At 40.7% G+C, this 21527-nt stretch carries 24 protein-coding genes; all 24 read right to left on the bottom strand.

Annotation, left to right across the window (positions count from 1 at the left end; genetic code table 11):
* Positions 1–25: 25 nt before the first annotated feature.
* The 24 genes from qcrB to folE all read right to left on the bottom strand — a co-directional run bounded on the left by qcrB (position 26) and on the right by folE (position 21456).
* Positions 26–700 carry a menaquinol-cytochrome c reductase cytochrome b subunit gene (qcrB, locus tag BA70_RS04865; protein ID WP_003215804.1) on the bottom strand — a complete coding sequence of 225 codons (675 nt, stop codon included), beginning with the start codon at positions 698–700 and terminating at the stop codon, positions 26–28.
* A gap of 2 nt (positions 701–702) precedes the next feature.
* The gene (locus BA70_RS04860) at positions 703–1209 is read right to left on the bottom strand and encodes a ubiquinol-cytochrome c reductase iron-sulfur subunit (protein WP_034318946.1); all 507 of its coding nucleotides are present in this window, start codon (positions 1207–1209) and stop codon (positions 703–705) included.
* Between the two features lie 144 nt (positions 1210–1353).
* Positions 1354–1800 (bottom strand): YpiF family protein, encoded by a 447-nt coding sequence (locus tag BA70_RS04855; RefSeq protein WP_034318945.1) that lies wholly within the window; start codon positions 1798–1800, stop codon positions 1354–1356.
* Positions 1801–1861: 61 nt separating this feature from the next.
* Complete coding sequence (locus BA70_RS04850; RefSeq protein ID WP_008344562.1) at positions 1862–2401, bottom strand: ReoY family proteolytic degradation factor; 540 nt, start codon at positions 2399–2401, stop codon at positions 1862–1864.
* A 75-nt stretch (positions 2402–2476) separates the two neighbouring features.
* Positions 2477–3748, bottom strand: a complete 1272-nt coding sequence (locus BA70_RS04845) for a tetratricopeptide repeat protein (protein WP_034318942.1) — start codon at positions 3746–3748, stop codon at positions 2477–2479.
* Positions 3749–4037: 289 nt separating this feature from the next.
* The gene (gene aroA, locus BA70_RS04840) at positions 4038–5324 is read right to left on the bottom strand and encodes a 3-phosphoshikimate 1-carboxyvinyltransferase (protein WP_034318940.1); all 1287 of its coding nucleotides are present in this window, start codon (positions 5322–5324) and stop codon (positions 4038–4040) included.
* Between the two features lie 10 nt (positions 5325–5334).
* Complete coding sequence (locus BA70_RS04835) at positions 5335–6450, bottom strand: prephenate dehydrogenase (protein ID WP_034318937.1); 1116 nt, start codon at positions 6448–6450, stop codon at positions 5335–5337.
* 115 nt (positions 6451–6565) lie between these two features.
* Positions 6566–7663, bottom strand: coding sequence for a histidinol-phosphate transaminase (gene hisC / locus BA70_RS04830; protein WP_034318935.1), 1098 nt, complete (start codon positions 7661–7663; stop codon positions 6566–6568).
* 11 nt (positions 7664–7674) lie between these two features.
* Positions 7675–8478, bottom strand: coding sequence for a tryptophan synthase subunit alpha (gene trpA / locus BA70_RS04825; RefSeq protein WP_034318932.1), 804 nt, complete (start codon positions 8476–8478; stop codon positions 7675–7677).
* On the bottom strand, positions 8475–9674 hold the full coding sequence (gene trpB / locus BA70_RS04820; RefSeq protein WP_034318929.1) for a tryptophan synthase subunit beta: 1200 nt from the start codon (positions 9672–9674) through the stop codon (positions 8475–8477). Before trpB ends, trpA begins: the two co-directional genes overlap by 4 nt.
* Entirely contained in the window at positions 9655–10317 is a 663-nt protein-coding gene (locus BA70_RS04815; RefSeq protein ID WP_034318926.1) for a phosphoribosylanthranilate isomerase, read from the bottom strand. Before BA70_RS04815 ends, trpB begins: the two co-directional genes overlap by 20 nt.
* 2 nt (positions 10318–10319) lie before the next feature.
* Positions 10320–11072 (bottom strand): indole-3-glycerol phosphate synthase TrpC, encoded by a 753-nt coding sequence (gene trpC, locus BA70_RS04810; RefSeq protein ID WP_034318923.1) that lies wholly within the window; start codon positions 11070–11072, stop codon positions 10320–10322.
* Positions 11065–12087, bottom strand: a complete 1023-nt coding sequence (gene trpD, locus BA70_RS04805) for an anthranilate phosphoribosyltransferase (RefSeq protein ID WP_034318921.1) — start codon at positions 12085–12087, stop codon at positions 11065–11067. The genes trpC and trpD overlap by 8 nt, the downstream gene beginning before the upstream one ends.
* Entirely contained in the window at positions 12059–13606 is a 1548-nt protein-coding gene (trpE, locus tag BA70_RS04800) for an anthranilate synthase component I (protein ID WP_034318918.1), read from the bottom strand. Before trpE ends, trpD begins: the two co-directional genes overlap by 29 nt.
* A gap of 231 nt (positions 13607–13837) precedes the next feature.
* Positions 13838–14221 (bottom strand): chorismate mutase, encoded by a 384-nt coding sequence (aroH, locus tag BA70_RS04795; RefSeq protein WP_034318915.1) that lies wholly within the window; start codon positions 14219–14221, stop codon positions 13838–13840.
* On the bottom strand, positions 14218–15309 hold the full coding sequence (gene aroB, locus BA70_RS04790; protein ID WP_034318912.1) for a 3-dehydroquinate synthase: 1092 nt from the start codon (positions 15307–15309) through the stop codon (positions 14218–14220). Before aroB ends, aroH begins: the two co-directional genes overlap by 4 nt.
* Positions 15309–16481 (bottom strand): chorismate synthase, encoded by a 1173-nt coding sequence (aroC, locus tag BA70_RS04785; protein ID WP_034318909.1) that lies wholly within the window; start codon positions 16479–16481, stop codon positions 15309–15311. Before aroC ends, aroB begins: the two co-directional genes overlap by 1 nt.
* A gap of 73 nt (positions 16482–16554) precedes the next feature.
* On the bottom strand, positions 16555–17334 hold the full coding sequence (locus BA70_RS04780; RefSeq protein WP_034318907.1) for a CheR family methyltransferase: 780 nt from the start codon (positions 17332–17334) through the stop codon (positions 16555–16557).
* 144 nt (positions 17335–17478) lie between these two features.
* Complete coding sequence (gene ndk / locus BA70_RS04775) at positions 17479–17925, bottom strand: nucleoside-diphosphate kinase (protein ID WP_034318904.1); 447 nt, start codon at positions 17923–17925, stop codon at positions 17479–17481.
* Between the two features lie 129 nt (positions 17926–18054).
* Positions 18055–19017, bottom strand: coding sequence for a heptaprenyl diphosphate synthase component II (gene hepT, locus BA70_RS04770; protein WP_034318902.1), 963 nt, complete (start codon positions 19015–19017; stop codon positions 18055–18057).
* 24 nt (positions 19018–19041) lie between these two features.
* The gene (locus tag BA70_RS04765) at positions 19042–19746 is read right to left on the bottom strand and encodes a demethylmenaquinone methyltransferase (protein ID WP_034318900.1); all 705 of its coding nucleotides are present in this window, start codon (positions 19744–19746) and stop codon (positions 19042–19044) included.
* Between the two features lie 3 nt (positions 19747–19749).
* Positions 19750–20517, bottom strand: a complete 768-nt coding sequence (locus tag BA70_RS04760; protein ID WP_034318897.1) for a heptaprenyl diphosphate synthase component 1 — start codon at positions 20515–20517, stop codon at positions 19750–19752.
* 115 nt (positions 20518–20632) lie between these two features.
* On the bottom strand, positions 20633–20863 hold the full coding sequence (gene mtrB / locus BA70_RS04755; RefSeq protein ID WP_034318894.1) for a trp RNA-binding attenuation protein MtrB: 231 nt from the start codon (positions 20861–20863) through the stop codon (positions 20633–20635).
* A gap of 23 nt (positions 20864–20886) precedes the next feature.
* Positions 20887–21456: a GTP cyclohydrolase I FolE gene (folE, locus tag BA70_RS04750; protein WP_034318891.1), complete on the bottom strand. Its 570-nt coding sequence runs from the start codon at positions 21454–21456 to the stop codon at positions 20887–20889.
* Between the last annotated feature and the right edge of the window lie 71 nt (positions 21457–21527).

The following is a 21527-nucleotide window of genomic DNA, read 5'->3' as shown; positions in this document are numbered from 1 at the left end:
ATTGAACATTCATCAAACGCAAATTTTATAGCGGTCCAGAAATTCCTTGCTTACGAATCATAATAAAGTGGGCAGCCATCAGCCCGAATAATGCCGCTGGCAAGAAAAAGACATGGATCGCGAAAAATCTCGTCAGCGTTTGTGCTCCTACAATGTCAGGATGACCTGCAAGTAGCGTTTTGATCTCTTTTCCAATGAAAGGTGTTGCTTCTGCAATTTGAAGACCAACCTTCGTCGCAAACAGCGCCTTCATATCCCATGGTAAAAGATAACCGGTAAAACCAAGTCCAAGCATCACAAAGAAAATGAGCACACCAACAATCCAATTTAGTTCTCTAGGCTTTTTATACGCCCCTTGGAAAAAGACCCTTAGCGTATGTAAAAACATCATGACAATCACTAGACTCGCACCCCAGTGGTGCATTCCTCTAACAATCTGACCAAATGCCACTTCATTTTGCAAATAATAGACAGATTCCCATGCATTTTTAATGTCCGGCACATAATACATCGTTAAAAACATGCCCGAAAGGACTTGGATGACTGTCACAAAAAACGTTAGACCGCCAAAACAATACACAAAAGCGGAGAAATGATGCGCTGGATTGACGTGCTCTGGCACTTCATGATCCGCAATATCTCTCCATATCGGTGTAATGTCTAGCCGCTCATCTACCCAATCGTAAATCTTGTTAAGCATCGTTACCCTTCCCCTTTCGGCACAGCTTTTCCAAGATAGAGGTATCCGTCCTTCACTTGCTGCTTATAATGGTCAAGCGGCGCAAGCGGTGGAGTTCCGGGTACGTTTGTACCATCCTTGTCGTACAGCCCATAGTGACACGGGCAGAAAAATTTGTTTGGATTTTTCGGATCACTGTTCCAGTTCACTGTACATCCTAAATGTTTACAGATTGGCGATAAAGCGACAATTTCATCCCCATCTTTGTACACCCATGCTGACCTAGATTCCTTTGACTCATACCACGCATCTACTTGATCAATTTTAAAGTCAAAGCGCTTCGGTTCCTTCGTCAGTTCATCAACACTGACAACTTGAACCATATCCTGATCCTCTGTTCCTTTTAGCACAGGGTCAAGCGCAAAGCGAACCATAGGCATGAGCATTCCAGCGGCCATAAATCCCCCCACGCCGGTCAACGTGTAATTCAAAAATTGACGCCTGGACACTCCATGTCTCTTCTCGCTCATTTTTTTCTCCCCCCCTCAGGTCGTCAGCTACTTTATAACTGAATTAGAAAAAATTTCATAAAACTAGGACACCCTCATAATATATCAATCTATTCACAAGGTCAACAACCTAAAAAGCTATGTACAATGCAAATGTAAGGGTTTTTATGAAGGGTTCCATTTTTGTAACAAAAAGTTCAAAATTTGTTCAACACTGTCTTGAATGATTTTTTGCTTTAATTCGACCTTTAAGTGCTCAAGCGGAACCGGCTTCAAAAGAAATAGTGATTCACTGATTTCTGAATGCTCTTTCCAGTTGTGATCAGATGTGATGAACACGACATGCTGAAAATGCTCTTGTAAGGACTGTTTGTACGCAAGTATGTCTTCTTGTTTACGATCATTTACTTCTAAATATGTATGTGATGGAAAAAGAAAAACCCGCCCTTTCAGCTGTCTTTCAAGTTCCTCTGCCACAAGAATTGTAAACTCACCCAAAGACACAGTTTGTTTAATTTGATTCGCGTTAATTCCAACTAATGGAATGATAGCGGTATCAATGTAATCTTTAGATTGCAAAAAGCGATCCGCATCCTCCGCCTGAAACTTCATCTATTTCCCCTCTTTCATGACATAAGCCCTGCCTGTATAGGGCAAGGCTTATTGGTTCAGTTTATGATAATAGGCTTAATTCTTTTGCTAACTTATTAAATGTTTCTTGATCATGACGGTCAAGTGCTTCATCTATTTCTTTCATAAGTCGTTCTTTTTGGAAAGTAGCAATTGAGTGCTCTAGCACTTTCTCAGCAAGATCTTTATCTTTTTCATTTTCATAAAGGTCCTTTGGAATATGTGGGTTTGTTTCAAGAACCGCTGCATACTCCGGCGAACGATAAGCAGAACGGAAATTCAATTGAATAAACAAATCTTGCTGTTTATTCAAACGAATATCATGAAATGACTTTTCAGCATCTGTCGTCATGATGTTTTCTTTATAAAATCTAAAGGGAACTTCATCCACACAATGTGTTGACATTATGATTCCCCTTGGGCAAAATTCTGCTTGCTCTACAAAATGAACCTTTTCCATCAAAGAGTCGTGACTCATTAAATAATTTAATATCCAAACACACTCTCTACGCTTTAACTGATAATGGTTTAAGAACCACCGGATAAATTCCTTCTTTTCATTGACAGAAACAGGGGTCTGCATGTTATTCCCTCCTCTATCGTAAATTAAATTGCTATACATGAATTATTCAACAAACCAGTACTTCATTCCTGCAAACTATAAGGAAATTTCGTCTTCAATTCTTAAAATCGTTTCTTCAATTTCTTCATTCGTGCCATCTTTCTGAAGAACTTTACGTAATAACGGCAAGGCTTCTTTTTGTCTGCCTTCTTCTAAAAGGAATGAAGCATATTCATATAAAAAGTCACGTTCCTCATCAAAATCAGGCAGTGCAAGCTTGAAGTACTCGGCTGCTTCTTTGTATTCCTCTCGTCCGACAGAGGCAGATGCAGCATACCAATTCCATTTTGGATCATCTTCCCCAAAGCTTTTAACTTCTTTAATGACATCAAGGATTTCATCAAAAAGTTCTTCATTTAGATAGATCGCAAGCAATGTTTGAATCGCTTCAATATATCCTGGATCAAGGGCAAGTGCTTCTTGAAGCAACTTTTTCGCATCTTCCGAATCACCATTTTTCAAATCAATCTTTGCACCATATAAATATAATTCTTTGTTATACTCATCAACTTTAATACCCTCTTTTACTACCTCTAAAGCCTCGTGATATAGTCCTTCTTCCTCATAACTTTTCGCTAAAGGCATATAAAGTGATGAATAAGACGGATCGATATCTTTTAGTTCTGAAAGTTGCTGAATGGCTGTTTTCGTTCTGCCAGCTCTCATCGCTGTAAATCCATAGCCAAAGAGTGTATTCGGGTCTGCTTGATCTTTTACTGCCTTTTCGTACCATTCAAGCGCATCCTCAAATTCTCCAGCTGTGCTGAGCGATTCAGCGAGCCGCTGGTATACATTAACGCCGCCAACCTCATTTTGTTGATCTGCAACTTTGTAGAAATAGTCGGCTGCTTTCTTTGAAAGGCCTTGAGAAAAATACAATTCACCTAATGCAAAATCAATAATAGCTTCGTTTGGAAGTAGTTCTTTCGCTTTTAAAAGCTTTTGTTCACTGACTTCAAATAGTCCCTGCATTTGATACAAATCTGCCATTAACAATAAACTCTCTGGATACGCATCGTCATCTTCAGGAATCGTTTCTAATACAGAAATCGCCTTCTCTTCTTCATCTGAGTCAATTAATAGCTCTGCATAAAAACACGTTAATCCGGTTTCCTCTGGATATATATCATGTAAATCACTGATGAGATTTCGCGCTTTGTCGATATCTCCCCAGTCATAATATAACTGAGCTGCCTGCGCTTTTTCTTCATCGTGCAAATGCTTTTCTGCTCGAGCAAGTGTTTGAAGTCCTTTTTCAGTCTCACCTGCCTCAACTAATTTTATGGCTTCTTGTAATGAACTATTCAAATCAAACCGTTCCTTTCTGTTTCCAAAAACCTAAACTGTTGTTACTTCATATCATAATCGACAGCTACACATCCAGCAAATATGTTGCTCTTTTAAAATGAACCCATTTTAGTGTTTTAAAGACTCTTTTTCAATTAATCCTTTACGAAACTGACGATTTGTAAACTGCTGGCACTCAAAAATCATTTTTTATCGGGCAAAATGATTTTTTTCAAGGTTTCACCTTGAGACAAGCTATGCTATATTTCTTTCAAATATGCAAAAGGAAAGAAAAAGCCTGAGGACATCCTCAGACTGTTTTCGTTAAGTATTCAATATGTTCAAAGAAATTCGGGTAAGATACACGCACGGCATCTGTATCTTCAATCTCGACTGCTTGTTCTGAGATACATGCGGCAATACCTAACATCATACCGATTCGGTGATCTCCGTAGCTTGAGACGACTGCGTCGCCTTTAAGCGTGGTTTTACCATGAATTTTCATTCCATCATCCGTTGCTTCAATATCGGCACCAAGTTTTTTGAGTTCAGAAACCACTGTATCAATTCGATTGGTTTCTTTTACTTTTAACTCAGCAGCATCTTTAATGATCGTCGTACCTTCCGCTTGGGTAGCAAGAAGCGCAATAATAGGAATTTCATCGATGAGTCTTGAGATCATATCACCAGAAATTTCAATTCCTTTTAATGAAGAGGTAGAAATCGTTAAATCACCATATGGTTCTCCGCCTTTGGCATCCACTTCATTGATCTCAAGATTCGCACCCATTTGTTTCAGCACATCAATAATACCCGTTCTTGTTTTATTTAGGCCGACATTTTTTAATACAATCCGGCTGTTAGGAACGATAGATCCAGCTACAAGGAAGAATGCAGCTGAAGAGATGTCCCCAGGGACAAATATATCTGTTGCTTTTAACGTTTGTCCACCTTCGATTGAAACACTTTGTGCATCTTCATGTAGTGATACACCAAACATTGAGAGCATTCTTTCTGTATGATCTCTTGATTTATGTGGTTCAGTTAACGTCGTCGTTCCCTCTGCTTGAAGTCCAGCTAAAAGGACAGCAGACTTAATTTGTGCACTTGCAACCGGAGACTTATAAGAGATGGCTTTTAAATTACCACCACGAATAGACAGTGGCGTATACTCGCCGTTTGCTCTGCCATCTATTTTGGCACCTAGTTGTTTAAGTGGATCTGTCACCCGTTTCATTGGTCTTTTGGCAATACTTTCGTCACCGATCAATGTACTGTGAAACTCACAACCAGCTAAGATCCCCATCATTAAACGAATGGTTGTACCAGAATTACCAACATCGAGGATGTCAGCCGGCTCCTTAAGCTCTTTCAGTCCCTTGCCATGGATGATAACATCTGTACCTTTTTGTTCGATTTCAACGCCCATCTTTCTAAAGCAATCAATCGTACTTAAACAATCGGCTCCAGGAAGAAAGTTTTTCACCACTGTTGTCCCATCAGCAATTGCACCAAACATCACTGATCTATGAGAAATGGATTTATCGCCTGGAATATGAATTTCTCCGTTCATAGGAGCATTTTTATGAATTTTCATGTTTGTCACCTCAGTCAGCATAAAATGTATCGTAATTCACTCTATTTTTTATACAGATTTCTGCACGCTTGCGATCATCATCTGTTTGAAAACTAATGCGTAAAATCCCGTTAATGTCTTCTCGCGTTTCAATAATACGGATATTTGTAATACTAATATTCTCACTTGCTAGATGCCCTGTAATCTCCGATATGACCCCAGGGTGATCCGGAACATCCACATAAAGATCATAAAAAGCAGGAATCGCTCCTTTTTTCCTCAGAGGAAGACCATCACGATATTCCTTTGCATCTTGAAAATAAGAGAACAATCCCTCAGCGTCTTCTTGCTGAACAAAGGACTCAATGCGGTCGATCTCTTTTTTCCATTCATGGAACCGGTCTAAAATCTTGTTTTTATTGTGCAGAAGGATATCTCGCCACATTGCAGGATTACTTGAAGCAATTCGCGTAATATCACGAAAACCTCCAGCAGCAAACCGTTTCACAAGAGGAAATTGTTCTTCAAAATGATGCGCTTGATGCACAAGACTAGCTGCAACAATATGAGGAAAATGACTAATAACACTTGTCACAGCGTCATGTTCTTCTGGGGTCATCTCAATGAAATGAGCATTTGTCCCTTTTAGCAAATCCTTCAAACGATCAACAGCCTGACGATTCGTTTCCTTTGCTGGCGTTAAAATGTAGAATGCATTTTCAAATAAAAAGTCTTTCGCTGCAATAACACCTGATTTATGAGAGCCTGCCATTGGATGTCCACCGATAAATTGGTAGTGGCCAGGCAGCGTTTTTTCAGCAAAATTGACAACCTTTTGCTTTGTGCTACCAACATCAGTAATCATGAGCTCTCTTTCAATACCAGATGCTGCAATATCACTTAGCATTTTGACTGTTTGTTGGACTGGCGTTGCCAAAATAATGGTTGCTGATTCATGTAAACCTGCTATGAATGAATCGGCTGTTGCATCAATGATACCTAGCTTTGTTGCAGCAACCATTTGCTCCTCGGAAACATCGTAGCCTACAATTTTTTTATGAGGATACTCTTTTTTAATTGACAGTGCAATGGAACCACCAATTAAACCAAGTCCAGCGATTAATATTGTTTCGTTTGCATCGTTCATGTTCATCACCTGATTTTTCGCGAAAATTAAACAAGCCATTTCAAAAGCTTATATGTATATTGGGTTGGTACAATGAAAGCCATATCCTATAGCAGGATATGACTTCATTGTTATGCTACGCACGAATGCCTTGTAATAAATCGGCAAGTGTACTTAGAATTTCTTCATTTTGCTCCTTTGTTCCCACAGTAATACGTAAAGAAGTTGGGAAACCAAGTGCTTTACCAGAACGAACAATATAGCCTTTTTTCAATAGTGCTTGAAACAGTTCGTCTGCATCTCTTTTAAAATCAATGAGTACAAAGTTTGTTTGAGACGGATAGATAAATAATCCAAAACGGTCAGCAAATTCTTGATATTGCATAAGACCTGCCTCATTTTTTTGTCTGCACGATTGAATAAAGTCTTGATCTTTTATGGCTGCACGTGCAGCTGCCTGAGCGATACGACTTGTATTAAATGGCTCTCTCGCTGGTTCAATGGCAGTAATCAGTTCTTCAGACGCAATCCCATAGCCTACTCGAAGCGCCGCAAGCCCATAGGCTTTAGAAAACGTACGAAGTACGATAATATTTTGATATGAGTTTAATAAAGATAAACTGTTCGGGAAATCTTCCGCCCGAACGTATTCAAAATACGCTTCATCTAGAACGACAAGCACGTGAGGTGGTACTTGATCTAAAAACGCCACAAGCTCGGCTTCTGATAAATGATTTCCAGTCGGGTTATTTGGATTACACACCCACAAGACCTTTGTTTTTTCATCAATCGAATCCAGCATCCCTTGGAGATCGTGAGCTCCTTCTTCTAAAAGAGGCACTTCTCGAATCTCTGCATGTTCAATCACTGCATTGTGACGGTATTGCGGAAAAGATGGAGACGGGATGACGGTATTTGTATGTTGGTCAAGGAATGCCCTAGCAATAATTTGCACAAGTTCATCTGAGCCATTCCCGAATATTAATTGTTTTTCACTTACTTGAAGAAACTCAGCCAGCTCCGTTCTTAAACTTGCGCTGTATCCATCTGGATAAATCGCTAAATGTTCGAGCTCAGCTTGTATCGCCTCTCTTGCATGTGTGGAACATCCAAAAGGGTTTTCATTTGAAGCCAATTTCACAATTTTGTCTAATTGATATTCTTTTTTGACCTCTTCAATTGGTTTCCCAGGTTGATACGGTTTTAGTTGTTTTAATTGATCTTTGATTTGCAAAATGTTTCACCTCATTTGAATGAATAGAGGGGACTAAATGTTTTTGCATATGTTTCAAATTCTCTTAAAGCATCTTGACGTGTATCACTTGCTAATAATTGATCTTGAAGCTCTTCAATTTTTTTCACAAGTGCACTGCCTACAACGACACCGTCACTCATTTTATTCATTGAGTCTACCTGCTCTCTTGTTGAAATGCCAAAACCTACCGCAACCGGTATGTGACTCAGCTGTTTCACTTGTTGAATAAAATCAGTAATTGATGCGTCAAAGGATTGCCGGACACCTGTTACACCAAGAGATGAAACACAATACACAAAACCTTCTGCCTGCTCTACAATTTTTTCTAATCGTTCCTTGCTTGTTGGTGCAACGAGCGAAATATATGAAATGTCATGTGTTTGACAGTTCTCTCGCAGCTCGCTGCTCTCTTCAAACGGCAAGTCGGGTGTTAAGAGTCCCGAAATATGATTTTTGCGCAGTAAAGCGAAAAAGTATTCTGTGTCTAATTGTAACACAGGATTATAATACGTAAATAGAATTACGGGAATTTTTACACCGTTTTTTTTCATCTTCCCTGCTAATTCTATCGCTTTTACGATATTCATGCCATGATTTAGAGCTCTTTTGGAGGCTCTTTGAATGACAGGACCGTCCGCTAGTGGATCGGAATAAGGAACACCTAGTTCAATCGCATGCGCACCAGCTGCTTGAAGAGTGATAGCTAAATCAATGGTGATCTCTTCTGACGGATCTCCTGCCGTCATAAATGGAATGAATAATTTCTCATCTTGCTCTAATTGAAATGTGATCATTTTGTTTTGCCCTCACTTTCAAGCGCATTCATTAATGTATGCACATCCTTATCTCCCCTTCCTGATAGGCAGACAAGGACAATTTCGTCTTCACTCATATTCCGGCTCATCTCAAACGCTTTGGCTAAGGCATGTGCTGATTCAATCGCTGGCAGGATTCCTTCTTTTTCTGTCAGCAGCTTTAGCGCATCTAATGCTTCTTGATCTGTGGCACTGACATATTGAACCCGGCCACTTGCATGCAAATATGCGTGCTCTGGTCCGATCCCAGGATAGTCTAATCCAGCGGAAATCGAGTACGGCTCAATAATTTGGCCAAATTCGTCTTGGATCAGATATGTCAAAGATCCATGAATCACACCTTTTGTTCCTTTTGTGATGGTCGCTGCATGAAGGGGGGTGTCTATTCCTTTCCCTGCTGCTTCTACACCAATGATATCTACCTCTTCATCTAAGAACGCTCGGTACATTCCAATGGCATTACTCCCGCCGCCAACGCAGGCAATGACTTTATGAGGAAGCTGACCTTCTTTTTCAAGTATTTGCGTTTTTGCCTCATCACCGATCATCCGCTGGAATTCACTGACGATTTGAGGATACGGATGAGGTCCAACGACTGATCCAATCATATAAAAATGATCGCTGCAGTGCTGGACCCAATAGCGGATGGCTTCGTTGGTTGCATCTTTTAATGTGCCGTTCCCGCTTGTGACAGGTATGACCTCAGCACCGAGCAATTTCATTCGGAATACATTGAGTGATTGTCTCTCCACGTCTTCTTTTCCCATAAATACGATGCAGGATAATCCAAATTTTGCGGCCACCGTTGCAGCAGCTACTCCGTGCTGACCTGCTCCTGTTTCGGCGATAATGTTTGATTTCCCCATTTTTTTCGCTAGCAGCGCCTGGCCAAGTGCATTGTTAATTTTGTGAGCGCCTGTGTGGTTTAAATCTTCTCTTTTTAAATAGATTTTTGCGCCGCCGAGGTATGCTGATAATTGGTCAGCGTATGTGAGCGCAGTCGGTCTGCCTGAATAGTTTCGCAGAAGCGATATATATTCCTTTTGAAAAGCAGGGTCTTCTTTTAATTCACGAAATGCTTTTTCGATTTCTTCTAGTGGCTGCATGAGCGTTTCCGGGACAAATTTCCCTCCGAATTCTCCATATCTGCCAATCTCATTTGGATATGCGTACATCGTTTAACATCCTTTCTTCGAGCGCTTTGATCTTTGCATTGCTTTTCTTCCCGTTTTCTTCTATTCCGCTTGAAAGATCGATAGCTTCTGGACCATAGGCAAGCAGTTCTGTAATCGTTACTGGCGTCACTCCGCCTGCAATGACGCAATTTTTTCTCAGATGCTTTGCATGCTGAACATATGAAGGTACCGCCTCCCATGCAAAAGCTGTTCCAGAACCGCCTCTCATCCCTTTTACTTTCGCGTCAATGAGAAAGCCGTCGACAAAGGGCGCAAATGCCGTCATTTTTTCGAGCGTTCCGGTTAAATTGGGCTCGTGGTGAAATACTTTCCATACGATAGCCCCTGTTTGCTCTTTTATTTCTTTTGCATGTTCTCGTGTTTCATCTCCATGAAGCTGGACGATATCTAACGGAATGTGCTTTGTGATGTCGCACACTTTTTGTATCTTTTCATTCACAAATACACCAGCGATATCTTTCTCGCACTTCGTTTGTGCTAGCCATTGCTTCACTTGATCTGGATGGACCTGTCTTTTACTTGGAGCAAAGATAAATCCGATCGCATCCGCTTGAGATTGCGCGATGCAATCGACATCCTCTTGCGTGACAGCCCCGCAATATTTTACATAAGGCTTCGTCATGTTCATTCTCCAAATAACGCTTTAACGGCTTTTTCCTGAGATTGCTCTCTCATTAATGATTCGCCAACAAGAACAGCGCTTGCTCCATGGTTCTTCACAAAGGTCAGATCATCAAATGTCTGAATGCCGCTTTCACTCACGAGCAAGACATCCTTTGGAACAAGTGGTGCAATCTCTTTTGTTTGCTCGACTGTTGTTGTAAATGTATTTAGATTCCGGTTGTTCACTCCAATGATCTCAGGGGTAAAAATGTTTAAGATGTTTGCCAGTGTATCTGCTGCATGAACTTCAACGAGGACATCAAGCCCTTTTTCTTTTGCTTCAGCATACAGCTCATACAGCTTCTTTGGCTCAAGCACTTCTCCGATTAATAAGATGGCATCAGCCCCTATGCGTTTTGACTCTTCTATTTGAATTGAATCAATGATGAAATCTTTTCTTAGAACTGGACACGCTACGTGTTCTTTAATGAGGGACAGGTACTCGTTTTTCCCTTGGAAAAACGGTTCATCCGTTAAGACAGATAAGCAATCTGCGTTTGATTTTTCGTATGCTTTTGCTGTTTGTAAAGGATCAAAATTTGGTTGAATGATTCCTTTGGAAGGAGACGCTTTTTTTACCTCAGCAATAAGTCCAATCGAGCGATGAGGGTTTATAAGTGCTTCTTTAAATGACCGCCTTTCATAGTGTCCATCAGCAGGTAATTGCAAGGTTTGGATATGTTCTTTTTTACGCGTGATAATTTGATTAAGCATAGATCTCTTCCTCTTTCTTTTTTTGTTTTAAACGGGCCAATTGTTCTTTGGCTGCGCCGCTTTTAATTGTTTCTAATGCTTTTAATGTTCCTGCCATCAGGCTTTCTGACTTTCCTGCCACATATAAAGCAGCTCCAGCATTAAGAGCTGTAATATGAAGCGGGGCTCCCCCTATCTGATGATTCAATATATTCTGAATCAATTTGGCACTCTCTTCTGGTGAATTGACCTGAATGTCTGACAAGTGCCCTTTTTCCAGCCCAAAATCTTCTGGGTTTAGCGTATATTCTGTTATGACATCTTTTTTGAGTTCAATCACATATGAATTTGCTGTAATCGTTAATTCATCCAGCCCATCTTCCCCGCAAACAAACAGGACATGTTCTGGCTTTATAGGCGCTAGGGCTTTCGCCATTAATTTTGCCTTTTCCTTTGAATACACACCGATGATTTGCTTTTTGGCTTGCATTGGATGACAAAGCGGACCTAATAGATTAAATACCGTCCGAAATCCGAGCTGCTTGCGGACTGCTGCTACTTGTTTCATAGATGAATGATAGAGCGGTGCAAATAAAAAGCCCATGTTTTTCTGCTGTATTTGTTGTCTTGTTTCTTCTGGTGTGGACTGAATTTGGATCCCAAGACATTCTAGTACGTCGGCACTCCCGCTTTTAGAAGAGACCGACCGATTTCCATGTTTGGCGATTTTGGCACCAGCAGCGGATGCTACAATGGCGGCGGCAGTTGATATATTAAATGTCGATAGCCCATCGCCTCCTGTACCGCACGTATCAACGACATCAAGCGACCCTTCTATTGGAGCTGCATTTTGTCTTATTGCTTTCACAAAGCCTGTCATCTCTTCGGAGGTTTCCCCTCTAAGCGCTAAAATGGATAGACTTGCAGCGACTTCAGCATCTGTTAAAGAGCCGCTCATCATATCATGCATCAGCATGTTCGCTTCATTTTCTGATAGAAGTCCACCATTAACAAGAGCTGATAGTCGTTGATTCATCTTGCACACTCTCCTTTTCTGAGAAAATATGTTCAGCAAGCTGAATGGCTTTCAGAAGTGCCCCGGCCTTGTTACACGTCTCTTCCCATTCGTTTTCAGGAATAGAGTCAGCGACAATGCCAGCGCCTGCTTGTATAGAAGCGATCTGATTTTTCACGCTCATGGTGCGAATGGTAATACAGGAGTCGATATTGCCGTCAAAGCCAATATAAGCAATACAGCCACCATACGTTTCTCTTGGCTCTGGCTCCATTTCATTTAATAATTGCATCGCCCTAATTTTCGGTGCACCTGTTAATGTGCCTGCTGGAAAAGCGGACATGAGCGCATCGACTGGATGCGTATCTTGCTTCAGCTTTCCTGTCACAATGGAGATGATGTGCATGACATGTGAAAAGTTCACTACTTTTGTAAAAGTTGGGACGGATACACTGCCGTATTCTGCCACACGGCCTACATCATTTCTGGCAAGGTCTACTAACATATAATGCTCTGCTTTTTCTTTTTCATCATCTAGCAGCTCTCTCGCTAGTGCAGCATCCTCTTCTTTTGATGTTCCTCGTTTTCTTGTGCCTGCGATCGGATGAATTTCTAAGTGCCCATTCTTGGCATGAATTAATCGTTCTGGCGAGCTTCCGACTAAATCTCGATCCTTTAATTTCATAAAATACATATAGGGAGATGGATTCACTATCCGAAGTACGCGGTACAATTCAAATGAACTGACTGACACAGGGATATCAAAGCGCTGCGAGAGTACCCCTTGGAAAATATCACCCGCTCTAATGTACTCCTTGATTTTTTCTACGTCCTTTAAAAATTGCGTTTTTTCATAGGTTGACGTCACTTGTTCAAAGGACGGTGTTTCGTTCATATTCCCTGATAAAATCAGTTCTTTCATATCAATCTTCATGTGAAGCTTGTGAATCATATGTTCAAGCCGCTGTTGATTTTCTTTGTAAGCTCTTATTTTTTCGTCTTCTGTTTCATTTCCGGTCAGCTGGGTGTATTGAATAAAATGAACATGATTCGTTTCATGGTCAAAAGCAATCATCGTTTGACAGACAAATAATGTGCAATGATCTGTCGATGATGCGTTCCTATGCGGTCTAACAGAAGGTTCAATGCTTGGGATGAGATCGTAACTCAAGTACCCAACGGCACCGCCTGTAAACGGGATATCAACATCTGGTGTCTTGATTTGATATTGCTCTTTCATCCAGTCTAGTAAATCTTTCAGCTCTTGCTTTTGCATCACTTCCTGCCCAGCAGCATCACGTGCAATATATTGGTCTTGGTCGTCATGCAAGGTTAAGAAAGGGTGTAATCCGATGAAGGAATATCTCGACCAGCTAGAAGATTCGTCTTTGCTTTCTAGCAGATACACAATATCCTGTTTAAGTTTCTCAACAATTTGAATCGGCGAGAGTGTATCGACTGTAATGGTTTCAACAATCGGGATCGTTTTGTGGGACTCACTGTCCCTTAAAAATTGGGTAAGGTTTGATTGGGATTTCATAAGCACACTCCTTAAATGGGATTAAGGAGAATGAGGGGACATCTAGAGGGTTTGTGTGAGTATACGAAATAAGCCTAAAAGAGGTTTGCTCTTTTAGGCAGTATGATTAAATAGAAGTATCGTATCTCTGCTCAACTCTACTCATCTCAACTACCCTAGTCTCATTCTCATCTTCTCTAAGCTTGCAATGCCGTTTACACCTGTGTGTAAACTTCGGCTGTTCATATCGTATTATAATTCCTTGTTTTTTGTCAACTGTAAATCAGGGCGAAGCGCAACGGCTTCTTCCAAGTACACATGCTGTATGTCCTCCTGCTTTGTATCTGTCTGGACGGTCATTAACACCCGAATGCACTGCTTTAGACCGCCATCAATGTCCAGCTCCTGCATACAAGTGACAGGCACATATGTCCAGCCTTCAAACTGACGAAGTGCTTTTGCCGGAAAAACGGAGTGAATATCTTGTGTAGCTGAAATCAAGATCTGCACGACACGTTCTGGATCTACTTGGTTTTTTGAAATGATGGCTTCTAGCAGCTGTTTCGTTTTGTTTAACACTTCTTTTTCTGTATCTTCTGCCACAGTTGTAGCCCCACGTATCCCGCGAAACATCATAGACACCCCTCCTCCCGTTTCCATTCTTCGAGCCAATGATACAGCTCATCTTTTGTGAAAGAATGCAAGGTAACGTCTCCAACCTGTTTTAATAAAACAAGTTGAACACTGCCGCCTCTTGCCTTTTTATCACCGATCATACGATCAACAAATATTTTTGTTGAAATATCTTGCGTGACTTGAATCGGGAATCCCAGTTCTTTCATCCACGCCTTTAGTTCCTCACGATGAAGGCGGAGTCCTAATTGCTTTTCGCTCACATATAAAGCAAACTGCATGCCAATCGCAATCGCATCTCCGTGAGTGATGGCTCCATATCCATACTCCGCTTCAATGGCATGCCCAAGTGTATGGCCTAAATTCAAATATGCACGCACACCTTGTTCTTTTTCGTCTTCTTGAACAATCGATGCTTTGACTTGAATCCCTTGATACAGCATATGTGCCAGCTCGCCCTTTGATAAACCCGTCAACGAACGAATGGACATAAGTTCTGATAAAAAGTCTTCACTTGAAATCAGCGCATGTTTGATGACCTCAGCGAAGCCCGATCTCAGCTCAACTTGAGAAAGTGTCTCAAGCATACTAGTATCATAGATCACAGCTTTCGGCTGATGAAACGCACCTATTAAATTTTTACCAAGCGGATGATTGATCCCTGTTTTCCCGCCGACTGCACTGTCATGTGCCAGTAATGTGGTCGGAACTTGAATAAAATCAATGCCTCTCATATAAGTGGCAGCAGCAAAACCAGCCAAGTCGCCAATCACTCCTCCTCCTAGCGCAATGATGCAGGAGGAACGATCGAGCTGAAATTGAATGGCTTTCGTATGAACATGCTCAAACTGTGCAAAAGATTTCGATTGTTCTCCGTTTGGCACAACGACTTTTTGTACAGACCACTTCTGTTCAAGTAATCGCACCATTTCATCACCGTAAATGGCATCAACGGCTGAATCTGTGACGATCATGAGCTTCGTAAAGGAATGCCCAGTGGAAGTAATCAAGTCTACGATATTGCGTTTAATCCCATCACCGATATATACAGGATAAGTGGCTGAAGACGTCTTCACTTCCAGTGTTTTCATTAAAACTCCCTCTGAAGCTGGTGCATTTTTTCAACATTTTCTTTAATGCGATCTATTTGGTCAAGACCAAACTGCTCAACGACTGCATTGGCAATTTCCCATGCCACGACTGCTTCTGCGACAACACTTGCAGCAGGAACAGCACAGCTATCAGAACGCTCAATACTTGCAGAGAAAGGTTCTTTCGTTTCAATATCAACGCTTTGAAGCGGCTTATAAAGAGTTGGGATTGGCTTCATGACCCCTCTAACGACAATCGGCATGCCAGTTGACATTCCGCCTTCAAGACCACCTAAGCGATTTGTTTTTCTCGTATAGCCTTTTTCTTCATCCCAGATGATTTCATCATGGACCTCACTGCCATTTTTAGAAGCCGCCTCGAAGCCAATACCGAATTCAACTCCTTTAAAAGCGTTGATGCTAAGAACAGCGCCCGCGAGCTTACTGTCCAGTTTACGGTCATAATGAACATAGCTGCCGACTCCAACTGGCATACCTTCAACAATTACTTCGACAATGCCGCCAATCGAATCGCCGTTTTTCTTAGCTTCATCGATGGCATCCATCATTTTTTGACCTGCTTCACTGTCATAACAGCGAACTGGTGATTGTTCTGTTACTTTTTGCAAATCTTCAATAGACTCATATGCAGTGTCAGCTGCTTTCACTCCGCCAATTTCAAGGACGTGACCAGCTACCTTGATCCCTAGGTGAGCTAAGATTTGTTTGGCTACTGCTCCTGCTGCCACGCGAACTGTTGTCTCGCGGGCTGATGAACGCTCTAATACGTTTCTCATATCACGGTGACCATATTTAATCGCACCATTTAAATCCGCATGCCCTGGTCTTGGACGAGAGATTTGACGCTTCATTTCACTCTCTTCTTCTTCAGTGATCGGCTCTGCCCCCATCACCTTTGTCCAGTGCTTCCAGTCATTATTTTCAACAACAAGTGTAATAGGAGAACCTAACGTTTTCCCGTGGCGAACACCACTTAACACTTTTGCTTGATCTTTTTCGATTTGCATTCTTCTTCCGCGGCCATGACCTTTCTGTCTTCTAGCCAGTTCATAATTGATGTCATCCTGCTCTATGTAAAGTCCCGCTGGAACTCCTTCAATAATTGTGGTCAGTTGTGGACCATGTGATTCACCTGCTGTTAAGTACCTCATGACTTAATCTCCCTTCATCGCATTAACGCTTTTAAGTAAAACTATGATAACACACTTACTACTAAAAAGTCAGCTAGATACCCTTCTTTTGATAAAAGAAAGTATCAGCAGATGTCAGTCCAAACTTTTCTGGGTGAAAAATTTGTTCTGTGGAACCAACAAATAACACGCCTTTTTGCTTTAAACTGTTGCTCATTTTCAAGTAAATTTCTTCTTTCGCCTCTTCTGTAAAATAAATAAGTACATTTCGACAGACGATGAGATCAAGCTGTTTTTCATATGGATCTGCTAAAAGGTTGTGCTTCTTAAATTGAATGTGCTTTCGAATCTCATCTTTCACAGTGTAAAATGAAGAATCTTCTTTTGTGAAATATTTTTGTTTGATCTGATCTGGCACCTCTTGCAGAGAGCGTTCATGATATCTCCCTTTTTGTGCTGATTGCAGGACTTTATCATCAATATCAGTTGCAATAATTTGGAAGTCCTTCACAAGAGGATGACTTGAAAGCAGCATCGAAAGGGTATACGGTTCTTCTCCTGTCGAGCATGCTGCACTCCATATCTTTAAGTTTCCACTGTTTTTTAAAAGCAGCGGAAGAATTTTTTGCTCAAGTACTTCCCAGCGCTGATAGTTTCGGTAAAATTCTGACACATTAATGGTCATTCTGTCCATTGTTTCATCTAACAGCACTCTATCCTTTTCAAGAGCAGCTGCGAATGCTTCAAAATCTTTATATCCTTTTTTATCATAAAGTGATGTTAATCTTCGTTTCATTTGTGCTTCTTTATAGAGATTTAGATCAACCCCGGTTAGTTTTTTCCATTTTCCAACAAATAATTGATATTGATCCATCAATGTCCTCTCCTGTCTCATCTATCTTTGTCCTAGTATAGCTGTTTTTATCAAAAATTTGTATCATCTCATGCGAATTTCCGTATAGAAATATCAATATAAAAAAGCCAAAGTGCTCAATTGATGAACACTTTGGCTTGAAGCTTAATAAATCCAGCTTGAGATGGTTTGATCCCAGTTTGTGAGTTCTTCTTGTTTAAAGAATAAGTTGATTTCTCTTTCAGCACTTTCTGGTGAGTCTGAGCCGTGGATAATGTTTTTCCCAACAGTTAATCCATAATCTCCTCTTATTGTACCAGGAAGTGCTTCTTTCGGATTTGTTTTTCCGATTATCTGCCTTGTCACATCTACCACCTGTTCACCTTGCCATACCATAGCAAATACAGGTCCTGACGTAATAAAGTCAACCAATTCCCCGAAAAATGGTTTTTCTTTATGTTCTTCGTAATGTGTTTCTGCTACTTCTTTCGGAATACTCATTAGTTTTGCACCAACAAGCTGAAGTCCCTTTTTTTCGAATCTTGACACAATTTCACCGATTAATTGTCTTTCAACACCATCAGGTTTGACCATAAGAAATGTTTTGTCCATATACGTTTTCCACCCCGTCGTTATGTATGTATAGGCTTACATTGTTACAAAGTGATCGTATCATTTTTCTTTACAATAATCAATTTTTGACAAAAAATTTCACAAAAAAACCAATCAACTAAAAGTTGATTAGAATTTTCGTTTCCCAATATATTTTGCAATGGAGGCTAATGACGTTTTCGCTCGTCCGCGTGGAAGCTTGTCAAGCTGTTCAAATGCTTTTTTCAAATACATTTCACTCACTCGAATGGAACGGTCGATCGCATCTGTTTGTTTGAGACTTTCAATCACAGGCTTCAGCTGCTTTTCGGTCGTTTCGCTATTAATCAGCTTCAATTGTCCTTCTAATGTCGGATTCTTCAGTGCATATAAGACTGGAAGTGTGACATTCCCTTGTAAAAGGTCTCCACCAACAGGCTTACCTAGCTCTTCTTCAGTTGATGTGAAGTCAAGGACATCATCAATGATCTGGTAAGACATGCCGACATAGTATCCAAACCAGTAAAGGGCTTTATGTGTTTTTTCATCTGTGCCTGCTGCAATGGCTCCTAATTGACAGCTGCCTGCAATGAGTAAGGCCGTTTTTCGCTTGATTCTTCTTAAATATGTACGAAGGTTTTGATCCATGTTGTATTTGTCTTTTACTTGCTCTATTTCACCGAGACAGAGCTCGACAACCATTTTTGACAAGATTTCATGTGCCATTGGATGATTGATCTTTGTCATGTACTCAAGCGATCTTGCAAACAAGTAATCCCCTGTGTACATGGCAATTCTATTGTCCCATTTTGCCTTAATCGTTGGCTTGCCTCTTCTCAGCTCTGCATCATCAATGACATCATCATGAACAAGCGATGCCATATGAATTAATTCTAAGGCAACCGCAACATATTTAATTTTATTAATGTCATAGTCGCCAAACATGCCTGAAAGGAGAACAAAAACGGGGCGGATTCGTTTTCCGCCCGCTTGCAGCAAATGAAGACCTGCTTCACTTAATAATGCATAATCAGAGCGAACTGTTTGTTCAAGCTCTTTTTCAATTATATCGATATCATGATTTAAAAAAGAGATCATTGCTTTTAGTTTCATTATCTTCACCCAAATATCGTTTATTCAAAGCTTCTTTCCGATATGTGTTGCTGCTACACCGCCTGTAAATGGATGATACGAGACATCAGACAAACCTGCCTCTTCGAAAAGAGCCGCCAGCTCTTTCATGCCAGGGAACGTTTTGGCTGATTCTTGAAGCCATGAATACTCCTGATAGCTTTTGGCAAACAGCTTACCAAAAAGCGGCATAATGTATTTGAAATAGACATAATAACCTTGTTTAAAACCAATCATCTCAGGCTGTGATGTCTCAAGGCAGACAACCATTCCACCAGGCTTCACCACTCTTGTCATTTCCTTTAACACCGTTAAGTAATCAGGGACATTTCGAAGACCAAAACCAATTGTGACATAATCAAATTTGTTGTCCTCAAAAGGAAGCTCCATTGCATTGCCGTGGAGCAATTCAATTTGATTGTAGCCCCCTGTCTTCACCTTCGTTTCTCCAACACTCAGCATATTTTTACTAAAATCAAGGCCTTTTACCTCGCCATTTTCTCCGGCAGCGTCTGCAAGCGCAATCGTCCAATCGGCTGTTCCACAGCATACATCTAATGCTTTGGCTCCTTTTTGAACATTCATGAGCTTCATTGTTTTATCGCGCCATTTTTTATGCTGTTTAAAACTGATGACAGAGTTCATTTGATCATAGTTTTTATAAATTTTTTCAAATACACCGTGTACTCGCTGTTCTTTTGATTGCTGCATGACTTACCCTTCTTCCACTTTCTGATGGTACGCAGGCTCATTTTTCATATGATCCAGGCGATTTAATAGCTCTTTTTGAACGACCGGAGATGAAACAAGATGTTTCTTGATCGACATTTTGGCTTGCTCATAGCCTTCATTCTCAAAGTTGTCAAAACATGTATAGGCGTCCGTATAGCTATCGTTCAAAAAAAGTTTTAAATGTTTGTCATCTTCTGCTTGTTTCATAAAACGCTTATAAACAAGGAAACGATTTGCAATCTCATTCCAATGCGTTAATTGAAAATGCTCAGAAATCCTTTGGAATAGCGCAGACTCCACTGTAGCTACACTTTTGTAAAAGTGTGCTGCATCTTGAATGGATCGATCATACAGTCTAATTTTATGTTCATTAATCTCTTTAATGGCCGTAGCGAGCGTGCGGATCATGTAAATGTCTTTCATGTCAGAGAGAAGAGAATAATAGAGACCGCTGAAATAGTCTCCTGCTAGGATGGTCAGCTGACGATTTTTGAATTCGTCTTGTTTGATGGCTGCAGCAGTTGTGACTTCGTCATGGGTATCAAGGGCAATTTGCACAAGCATCGCCGTTAGAATATAATTTTCTTTTTTCTCTGCATCAATTTGAGCTTCATCAAACATAGCATGAAAAAGAAGGAGCTTATCTTCATCGATGAGTGGCGCGCGCAAATGCTTCGCCAAATAAGGATGAGAAAGCTTTTTATTTAATTTTATATTTAGATTAGATAAAGTTCCGTAGATGTCTTGCAAAGATATCACCCTTGTCCCAAAAATTACAGTTTCATATGTAGCCCTGCACATTGTATAGAGATTTATTATACCATATGAGCTCTCACTTTTATGCTATCAAGTGCATACTCGTGCTTTATTTCTTTGCTTCGCTTTGAATTTCACCGAAGCTTGTTTGAATGACAGCATCGCCTCTTACTTTGATAGCTGACGTATGCTCAGTAAATTGTGCGATAATGACTTCACCTTTATCGAGTTTTTCGGAATGGTGAAATCTTGTATCAGAGCCTCTAGTTAAGCCGATTACGTTTACGCCATTATCAATGGCTTTAATCACCACAAAATCAGATGCTTTTTTTTCACTCAATCTGTTCACCTTCCATCTATTGATTAGTCGTTTTTAATAAAGGAAAGCACTTCTGCTCTTGCTGCCGCATCATTTGCAAATGTGCCGCGCACTGCTGATGTGACCGTTTTGGCACCAGGCTTTTTCACTCCGCGCATCGTCATACACATATGTTCTGCTTCAACGACAATCATCACACCATGCGGATTGAGTGTTTCCACCATACTATCTGCAATAGTTGATGTAATGCGCTCCTGAAGCTGTGGGCGCTTTGCAACGGCCTCTACAGCTCTTGCAAGCTTGCTAAGTCCCGTTACTTTTCCGCCGCGCGGAATATAAGCGACATGGGCTTTTCCATAGAAAGGTACAAGGTGGTGTTCACACATTGAATGGAAAGCAATATCTTTTACAAGAACGAGTTCTTCGTGATCTTCACCAAAAATGGTTTTAAAATGTTCTTTTGGATCTTCATTTAATCCCGAGAACACTTCTTCATACATTTTTGCTACTCGTTTTGGGGTATCAAGAAGCCCTTCACGATCCGGATCTTCTCCGATTGCTTTTAATATATCGCGTACAGCGTGTTCGATTAGTTGTTTATTTATTTCACTCATGTATTATATCCTCCAAAGGCGATTACATTTCAATCAGATTCTAGCACACTTCAGATCCTAAAAGCAAAGGA

Origin of the sequence: Bacillus zhangzhouensis (assembly GCF_000715205.1) — a bacterium.
In the GTDB taxonomy this organism is placed as follows: Bacteria; Bacillota; Bacilli; order Bacillales; family Bacillaceae; genus Bacillus; species Bacillus zhangzhouensis.
This window is presented reverse-complemented; position numbering and strand designations above follow the sequence as displayed.